Annotated in this window: 9 protein-coding genes and 1 tRNA gene; 6 read left to right on the top strand and 4 right to left on the bottom strand. The window is 31.3% G+C overall.

All coding sequences use genetic code 11. From position 1 onward, the window contains the following. Window positions 1–678: 678 nt before the first annotated feature. The 3 genes from WAO74_RS03575 to WAO74_RS03565 all read right to left on the bottom strand — a co-directional run bounded on the left by WAO74_RS03575 (window position 679) and on the right by WAO74_RS03565 (window position 1,598). Window positions 679–749 (bottom strand) — tRNA-Cys (locus WAO74_RS03575). A gap of 60 nt (window positions 750–809) precedes the next feature. Further along, a complete protein-coding gene (folB, locus tag WAO74_RS03570; protein ID WP_422159753.1) occupies window positions 810–1,166 on the bottom strand; it encodes a dihydroneopterin aldolase in 357 nt (118 codons plus the stop codon). Beyond that, a complete protein-coding gene (locus WAO74_RS03565) occupies window positions 1,167–1,598 on the bottom strand; it encodes a DUF2452 domain-containing protein (RefSeq protein WP_422159751.1) in 432 nt (143 codons plus the stop codon). Between the two features lie 269 nt (window positions 1,599–1,867). Here WAO74_RS03565 and WAO74_RS03560 point away from each other — a divergent pair, with 269 nt between their 5' ends. From WAO74_RS03560 to WAO74_RS03550, 3 genes are read left to right on the top strand one after another with little or no spacing between them, the layout of a single operon-like run. Beyond that, window positions 1,868–3,553 carry a glutamine--tRNA ligase/YqeY domain fusion protein gene (locus tag WAO74_RS03560; RefSeq protein ID WP_422159749.1) on the top strand — a complete coding sequence of 562 codons (1,686 nt, stop codon included), beginning with the start codon at window positions 1,868–1,870 and terminating at the stop codon, window positions 3,551–3,553. A gap of 36 nt (window positions 3,554–3,589) precedes the next feature. Continuing rightward, window positions 3,590–3,847 (top strand): hypothetical protein, encoded by a 258-nt coding sequence (locus WAO74_RS03555; protein WP_422159747.1) that lies wholly within the window; start codon window positions 3,590–3,592, stop codon window positions 3,845–3,847. 2 nt (window positions 3,848–3,849) lie between these two features. After that, window positions 3,850–4,161, top strand: a complete 312-nt coding sequence (locus WAO74_RS03550; protein ID WP_422159745.1) for a DUF6370 family protein — start codon at window positions 3,850–3,852, stop codon at window positions 4,159–4,161. A 2-nt stretch (window positions 4,162–4,163) separates the two neighbouring features. Here WAO74_RS03550 and WAO74_RS03545 read toward each other — a convergent pair whose 3' ends face one another. Then, on the bottom strand, window positions 4,164–6,788 hold the full coding sequence (locus WAO74_RS03545) for a DUF5916 domain-containing protein (RefSeq protein ID WP_422159744.1): 2,625 nt from the start codon (window positions 6,786–6,788) through the stop codon (window positions 4,164–4,166). A 387-nt stretch (window positions 6,789–7,175) separates the two neighbouring features. Here WAO74_RS03545 and rplM point away from each other — a divergent pair, with 387 nt between their 5' ends. The 3 genes from rplM (at window position 7,176) to rpsB (ending at window position 8,951) form a co-directional block, all read left to right on the top strand. Next, window positions 7,176–7,631 (top strand): 50S ribosomal protein L13, encoded by a 456-nt coding sequence (gene rplM / locus WAO74_RS03540; RefSeq protein WP_422159742.1) that lies wholly within the window; start codon window positions 7,176–7,178, stop codon window positions 7,629–7,631. Further along, window positions 7,631–8,017 carry a 30S ribosomal protein S9 gene (rpsI, locus tag WAO74_RS03535; RefSeq protein WP_422159740.1) on the top strand — a complete coding sequence of 129 codons (387 nt, stop codon included), beginning with the start codon at window positions 7,631–7,633 and terminating at the stop codon, window positions 8,015–8,017. Before rplM ends, rpsI begins: the two co-directional genes overlap by 1 nt. 145 nt (window positions 8,018–8,162) lie before the next feature. Continuing rightward, window positions 8,163–8,951, top strand: a complete 789-nt coding sequence (gene rpsB, locus WAO74_RS03530; RefSeq protein WP_422159738.1) for a 30S ribosomal protein S2 — start codon at window positions 8,163–8,165, stop codon at window positions 8,949–8,951. The last annotated feature ends 22 nt before the right edge of the window (window positions 8,952–8,973 follow it).

The following is an 8,973-nucleotide window of genomic DNA, read 5'->3' as shown; positions in this document are numbered from 1 at the left end:
ACGAACTAGAGTTCAACTTTAGAGTAAAACCAGGAGTAATGCTGTTACAAGTAAACAGTAAAGAAAGCGACTTTGGAACCTCGAAAGTGATCTTTAGATAAGAATTTAATTAAGAATATAAACAAGTTGGGGGACTTATTTATATGATAACTAGACACCCGAACAAATCTGTTTGGGTGTCTTTTTAAAAAACATCAATAGTCTATTAATTTTTAGGGGTATTAATTTACGACTATTGATCCCAAGAGTGCTGATTAGGGTCAGCACTCTTTTTTTGTTTAAATATGTTTCAATTTCATAACCGAATTTGGTAATAATTTCAATATCAATTATTAACAATATTATTAAAATTTGTTTAAGTATAACAACAGGAATGAAGCTTTAGAAAATTAGTCATCCAGTTTCAAGGAAAAGTGCTTTTAAAAACTTTTAGTGCTCAATTTAGAGGAGTTAGAAACATTAATTTCTTTCTCTTTAGTCTTACTAAAGTTTTTGCTTAATTCTTAAACCCTACAGCTTTTTGACTTGCTACCCAATATAAAATGGAGTTACAGAATAGTCAAGATCTTAAAAGTAGTTTTTTGTAATTGAACCTTAATTTGAGCAAAGAAGTCGGATAAAACAAAAATAATAAAACCCTAACTTTTTTAAATGTCAGGGTTTTATTTCTTAATTTTGAGGTGTCTAGCGGATTCGAACCGCTGTACATGGTTTTGCAAACCATTGCCTAGCCGCTCGGCCAAGACACCTTTTATTATTTGGACTGCAAATTTACGCAAATTTACAAGGATTGCAAGTCTTTTTTATTTTTATCGTTTTTTTGTTAAAACGATAACAACTTCTTCTACATTACCACCAATTGGCGGGTTTATTTTTGATACAGCAACTTTCGCTTTTTGTATGGTTGGAAATTCTTTGAAATAACGATTTAAAATACGTTGTGCAACCTCTTCTAACAATTTAGACCTAATTGCCATTTCTTGCTTTACAACATAATTTAAATGGACATAATCTACTGTATCCATTAAATCATCCGTTTTTGAAGATTTTTTTAAATCTGCTTTTACTTTTACATCTACTCTATACCAAGAGCCTATTTTAGCTTCCTCTTCTAAGCAGCCATGAAACGCATAGATTTTTATATTTTTTACTCTAATTATTCCCATTTAATCTTCTAAATTTGAAGTAGATTCTATCTTTTCCCACATTTTATCTGTGTTCAATCTAAAAGAACCTAAATACTCAAAATTGCATTGCTCTGGTTCTATAATTGATAAAAATGGTTCGTTATTTTTGTTATTGTATAAATGATAATTCTCACCAAAAATGGGCTCGAAACTAAATTTTGAATTGTAAATTAAATCGTTGTATTGAAACTTTTGCATTAAAGTTTCATACTCTTTTTTAACCTCGTCAAACTTCGATTTTAATTGTTTGTTTACTCTTTGAATTCCATCGTTTTTCCAGCTTGCAGTATTTAATGGCTTAATAACTGGCGAACTTGCAGAAGTTCCATAAGGTTTTAAAGCAGCATCATATTTTTGTGTTTCTTGGTTAAAAACAACTAAATCTGGCTTTTTAGCTTCATCATTTTTCATGCAGCAAAATTACGATAAAATATAAATACTAAATTGGCTTTTATTAAAACTTTAACTGATATTTAAGCGTGCGTTAAGGATTGAAACGACATCCTTTTTATTTTTTTTCAAAATAAAAAGATATAGAGGAAAGCCTGACCAAGCTTTTTTGCTTGGGAACGCCCAAAATGAAAATAAACAAGTTATTTTACGTAATTTTGTACCTCAATTTATTTGTATCTCGACTGCGCCCGATATTATAAATAATGAATTAAATTTAAAAATTATTCATGTCTGAAGAGAAGAATTCGCTCAATTTTTTAGAGCATATTATAGAGGAAGATTTGGCAAATGGAATGCCAAAAGAAGATTTGCGTTTTCGTTTTCCACCAGAACCAAATGGCTATTTGCATATTGGTCATACCAAGGCTATAGGAATCAGTTTTGGTTTGGGACAAAAATATAATGCGCCTGTAAACTTGCGTTTTGATGATACAAATCCAGCAAAAGAGGAGCAAGAATATGTAGATGCTATAAAAGAAGATATTTCTTGGTTGGGCTACTCTTGGGCGAATGAATGTTATTCTTCTGATTATTTTCAGCAACTTTTTGATTGGGCTGTTTTGTTGATAAAAGACGGAAAAGCTTATGTAGATTCGCAATCTTCCGAAGAAATGCGTATTCAAAAAGGCACACCAACTTCTGTTGGAACTAATAGTCCTTTTAGAAACAGATCTGTGGAAGAAAACTTGGAATTATTTCAAGGAATGAAAGACAGAAAATTTAAAGAAGGAGAACATACTTTGCGTGCAAAGATTGACATGGAATCTCCAAATATGTTACTACGTGATCCTTTAATGTACAGAATTATGTACAAAAAGCATCATAGAACTGGCGATGATTGGTGTATTTACCCAATGTATGATTGGACTCATGGTGAAAGCGATTATATTGAGCAAATATCACATTCTTTATGTTCTTTAGAGTTTAAACCACACAGAGAATTGTATGATTGGTTTAAAGAAAATGTATATAAATTTAGCGAAAAAGAATTCCCATTATTACCAAAACAACGTGAGTTTTCTCGTTTAAATTTGAGTTATACTATAATGAGTAAGCGTAAGTTGTTAAAACTTGTTGAAGAAGGAATTGTTGCTGGTTGGGATGACCCAAGAATGCCTACAATTTCTGGCTTACGAAGACGTGGCTATACACCAGAATCTATCAAAAGTTTTATTGAAACTGTTGGTGTTTCTAAACGTGAAAATGTAATTGATGTGGCTCTTTTAGAGTTTAAAATTCGTGAGGATTTAAATAAAACTGCCAAAAGAGTGATGGCTGTTTTAGATCCTGTAAAAGTGGTGATTACAAATTATCCTGAGGAAAAAGAAGAAATGCTAGATGCCAATTATAATGATTATGAAGATGGTTTTGGTAGCAGAGAAGTTCCTTTTTCTAGAGAAATTTATATTGAAAAAGAAGATTTTAAAGAGGAAGCTAATAAGAAGTTTTTTAGGTTGAAGTTAGGCAGCGAAGTTCGTTTAAAAAACGCTTATTTTATCAAAGCAAATAGTTGTACTAAAGATGAAAATGGAAATGTAATTGAAATTCAATGTACTTATGATCCATTAACAAAATCTGGAATGGATACAGAAGAGAGCAATCGCAAAGTAAAAGGAACTTTGCATTGGGTTTCTGTAAAACATGCTGTAAAAGTAGAAGTAAGAGCTTATGATAGATTGTTTTTAGATGAAGCACCTGACTCGCATAAAGACAAAGATTTTATGGAATTTATCAATCCAAACTCTTTAGAAATTATCAATGCTTTTGCAGAACCAAGTTTGCAAACTGCAGAAATTGGTGAACGTTTTCAATTTCAAAGAATGGGTTATTTTAATGTTGATGATGATTCTACTCCTAAAAAATTAGTATTTAATAAAACTGTTGGATTGCGTGATTCTTGGGGAGGAAATTAGCCGAAAATTAAATTTATAATCACAAAGTAACTTACAATGAGCGAAAGTCTTAAAAACAAATCGTCGAAAGAATTAGAAGGTAGTTTAAAAGCAACGAAAGTAATTTCTACAGCTTTATTAGTAGTAGTTACACTATTAATATCAATTACTATTTTTGGACTAATTTTCAAAGACAATAATTCTACTTTTCTTCCTTTGTTAGTGGTAGGTATATCTTGTAGTGCAATTTTACCTCTGCAATTTGCTACTATGAAAAAAATTAAAACAGAATTAAAATCAAGAGAAAAGAAATAATCATGAAAAAAATATTCTTAGTATTCTTTACTATAATTGGGCTAAGTTGTTCCAATAAAACTGAAATAAAACAAGTTGCAGAGGTATCATGTGGCCAATGTCAGTTTGAGTTAGATTCTGAAGATGGCTGCAGTTTGGCTGTTAGAGTTGATGATAAAGCCTATTTTGTTGAAGGTTTTAATATTGATGATTTTGGTGATGCTCATGATGAACATACTGGTTTTTGTGAAGTAATTAGAAAAGGTGAAATTGTTGGAGAAGTTGTTGATGGCAAATTTGTTGCTTCCTCTATAAAGTTAGCTGAAATTGAATAAATTTATCTCGCAAAACGATAAGTAGCTTTAATTAAAAAAGTATCGTTTGCAGGTTCGTTAAAAACCTGATTTGAAACACTATCTATCAAATCGTTTCCTGGATCTACATTGCCTACAGAACCTCTTGCCCAAACAAAAAACAATTCAGAACCAGGTATATATTCCCATCTTGCAACTAAATTTGTTTGCAATTGCACGAATGAAAAATCTGGATTAGAGAAACTGTAATCTGTAATACCATCTCTGTTTTCATCAATTAAATAGTTTTCATTTTGCATACTTATTTGGGTTGTATCGTAAATGGCTATTCTATCATTTATACTTTTCCCTACAGGATTTAACACATAATTCAAATCTGTAAACCGTCCATTAGAAATAAATGGTTGGGCATAAAATTGCAGCGATATATTTGGTGTAAAACTATAATTTAAACGAAGTGTAGTAGTTAATGTTTGGTTTTGGATGTTTCCTAAAATATATCGTGCATCATTATTAAAAGAGGTTTGAGTAACATATTGCGCGGCATCAAAAAGATTTACATATTCAACATTTAAAGACATACTAAAAGCATCAAAAGGTTGGTAATTGGTGCGCAGTACAAAACGATCTCTAGTAGTTATATCTTCTTGACTATGCCTGTTTGAATAACCTAGAGTGAAACTAAACATTTTACTACTATCAGAATTAAAAAAGAGATACGCAAAACCAGTGTTTGGCAATCTAAATCGAGGACCTCCTCTTAAAAAAAAGGTGTCGTAAAAATTTGTACTTATTCCATAACCTATCTCTGTACCCCAATTATTTATCCAATTTACATTACCCTGAATTTCAAAACGAGTTCTATTTAAATTCCCCTGAAAATCGTAAAAACTTCCTTGCTCGAATCTTGCATCAATATTTCTGTAAGTTTCGGTCGGAATTTGCCATAAATACCTCAAATTACCAAATTGAATAATTTCGTCTGTTCTTCTTAGAAAGCCTACATCATTCAATTCTAATTCTGGAGATCGCCAAATTACACCTCCATTATATCTCCAATTTCCACCACCATTTTTTCCCATTTCTAATCTTCCTCCAGTTCCTGTTAAAGAAGTTTTATTAGGATCTACAGAAACATGTGTTGCGTCTACTCTTTGAAAGTTGTGTCTTAGTGTTGTTTGAGTTTGAGTTATTGCTTCTTTGCTTCCTAAAACATGACTCATAATTACATTTCCATCAAAATAATAATTTCTATTATTCCAATTGTGCTGAAAATCTATGCCTCCAGTGTATGCTGCTTTATGGAGTTCATTAAAATCTCCATTCAAATTTCTATTTGTGGCTGTAAAAATACCGCCAATAAAAGAATTTCTTTCGTTAAAATCTTTTTGAACTCGAGTTACAAAATAATTGGTTAAAGGTTCTACAATTTCTTCTCTTGAGCCGCCATTTACTTCTCTTATTTCTGCGTATTCATTTCCAGTTACACTTTCTAAAACACCAATAGACCAACCATCCCTTGTTTTTCCAGAAAACTTTGCAGCCCCTAAAATACTTGAATTTTGAGGTTCATTTGCATACTCCCCTAAAGAAAGGTTTGCACTTCTATGTGGATTTCTACCTATTCTTCTGCTATAAAAAACATTGTCACTTCCGTTCGCAAATTCATAATCGAATATGTTACTGTTTTCTACAAAAAAAGGCCTTTGTTCTCTAAAGAAAATTTGAAAACCATCGAGCGCAATTGCTCCAGGATCTGCTTCTACCTGACCAAAATCTGGATTTACAGTTAAATCTAAAGTTAAATCATTGGTAATTCCTATTTTTGCATCTAAGCCTGCATTGAATCTAAAATCGTTTCCTGTTCTAAAAGGGTTACCAGCTTCTGCAGGATAGTTATCGAACTGCAAAACCGTAAATGGTTGAATCTCTAATTGTTTTTGCGCTTTTAAGTTTTTTAAACCATGTAATTCGCCAGCTTCACTTATAAAACCAGCTTGATCATTAGGTATTCTTTGCCAAAGAGACCTTTCTTGCAACCTAAAAATGTTTCTGTTTACGTTAAAGCCCCAAACTTGTTCTTTCGCTTTTCCAAAACGAAGCTGACTAAAGGGAATCTTCATTTCTGCTGTCCAACCTTTATCATCAACTTTTGCATCTGTGTACCAAATTGGGTTCCAACTATCATCCCAATTGTTTCCATTTTGCGAAGAAAATTCCTCTCCTTTTACTCCTGCAGCAGTAGTTGTAAATACAAAAGCTGTTCTTTTATCATGGTAACTGTCTATAATTACATTTATTCTATCTCCAGCAAAACCATCTCTTCTACTTAACCTTTGTTGAATTAATTCTGGCTCGTCATCAAAAGCTCTTAAAGCAATGTAGAGATATTTGGCATCATACATTACTTTAAACATAGTTTGATATGCTGGAGGTGTTCCTTCATCTGGATCTTTTTCTGTAAAGTCTGTAGACCATTCTACAACATTCCAAGCTTTATCGGAAATATCGCCATCAATTACTGGCGTTTCTGTTAGTCTTTTTGTTGTGTAAATTCGTTTAGGGATTTTATTTTGAGAATTTTCTTGTGATATTGTTTTAGCCGAAAAAAAGAAAAATATTGAGAAAAAAAGGAAAATATATTTCATTTTACTGTCTTGGTTAGCTTAAAAATTGAAAAGAAACTTATTCATTTTCTTACTGCAAAAGTACTTTTCTATTTTCTTAAGTTTATGTTAATAATTCACAAGGATAATTTTGAAATTCACAATTATTATATCTAAAACCATCTTCAATTTAGAGATAAAATAAGAATATTAATTATTGTCAATATTAAAAATTAAAAATAATTTTTAATGAATTCTGATAACAATAGTTTGATAATCGTCTTAATATTTTGAACTATTCATAAATCGATTGACTTGCTAAAATAATTCTAAATGACTATTTGTCAATCAAATAAAAAGCGGTACATTTGCACTCCTTTTTTAAGGAAAATAAATATTATTAATTGAACAAAAACTAATAGTGTAATTATGAACACATTAAGTTACAAAACTGTATCAGCAAATTCGGCTACCGTAAACAAGGAGTGGGTTTTAGTTGATGCGGACGGTCAAACGTTGGGTCGTCTAGCTTCTAAAGTAGCAAAGCTAATTAGAGGTAAATATAAACCAAACTTTACTCCTCACGTAGATTGTGGAGACAACGTGGTTATTATCAACGCAGAAAAAATAGTGTTAACTGGAAACAAAATGAGAGACAAATCTTACATTCGTCACACAGGCTACCCAGGAGGACAAAGATCGTTAACTGCAACAGAAATGTTTGAGAAAGATCCTACAAGATTAATCGAAAAAGCAGTAAAAGGAATGTTACCAAAAAACATTTTAGGTAGCGCTTTATACAGAAACTTGTACGTATATGCAGGTGGTGAACACAAACATGCAGGTCAAGCACCTAAAGCAATTAACCTTAACGATTATAAATAATGGATATAGTACACAAAATCGGTAGAAGAAAAACGGCTGTAGCTCGTATTTATCTTTCTGAAGGAAAAGGAAATATTACTGTAAATAAAAAAGACTTTAAAAGTTATTTTACTACAGGAACTTTACAATATAAAGTGCAACAACCTTTAATGTTAACAGAAAACTTAACATCTTATGATATTAATGTAAATGTTTTCGGAGGTGGTGTAACAGGACAAGCAGAAGCAATTCGTTTAGCAATTACAAGAGCATTGGTTTCTATTAATGCAGAACACAGACTTATTTTAAAACCAGAAGGTTTATTAACTCGTGATCCAAGAATGGTTGAACGTAAGAAGTTTGGTCAGAAAAAAGCACGTAAAAAATTCCAGTTCTCTAAACGTTAATTTTTTGCTGAACTTTTTTCAGCAAAATTTAATCACTAGAGACTGTTATAAATTATTATTAATAACAGTTTAGTATCTAAATAATTAAGACTCAAAAGACTACTTAATTATTGATTTAAAAACAGAAAGTAAACACATTTTAAAAATGACAAACGTAAAAATTCAAGAATTATTAGATAGTGGTGTTCATTTTGGACACTTAACTAGAAAATGGAACCCAAACATGGCTCCATACATTTATACAGAAAGAAATGGTGTACACATCATCGATTTGTATAAAACAGCTGCAAAAATAGAAGAAACATCAGAAGCTTTGAAAAAGATTGCAAACTCTGGACGTAAAATTTTATTTGTTGCAACAAAAAAACAAGCAAAAGACATTGTAGCAGACAAAGCAAAAGCAGTAAATATGCCTTACATTACAGAAAGATGGCCTGGAGGTATGTTAACAAACTTTGTTACTATTAGAAAAGCTGTTAAAAAAATGGCTTCTATTGATAGAATGAAAACAGATGGTTCTTTTGATGCATTGTCTAAAAGAGAAAAATTACAAATTAATCGTCAGAGAGAAAAATTAGACAAGAATTTAGGTTCTATTGCTGACATGACTCGTTTACCAGGCGCATTATTTATAGTAGACATTAAAAAAGAGCATATTGCTGTTGCAGAAGCTAGAAACTTAAACATTCCAATTTTTGCGATGGTAGATACAAACTCTGACCCACGATTGGTTGATTTTGTAATTCCTGCAAATGATGATGCTTCTAAATCTATAGACAAAGTTTTAACGCATTTAACTGATGCAATTGCGGAAGGTTTATCTGATAGAAAAGCAGACAAGGATAAAGGAAAAGAAGGAAAAGATCCTGCTAAAAAAGAAGCGAAAGCAAAAGCAAAAGCTTCAAAAAAAGTATCTCAAGAAGAGGAAGAATAGTACTAATTATAATCTTTAAAAA

Source organism: Polaribacter sp., from assembly GCF_049276715.1.
Taxonomy (GTDB): Bacteria; Bacteroidota; Bacteroidia; order Flavobacteriales; family Flavobacteriaceae; genus Polaribacter.
Note: the sequence above shows the minus strand (reverse complement) of the source record. Positions and strands in the feature narration are given on the sequence as shown.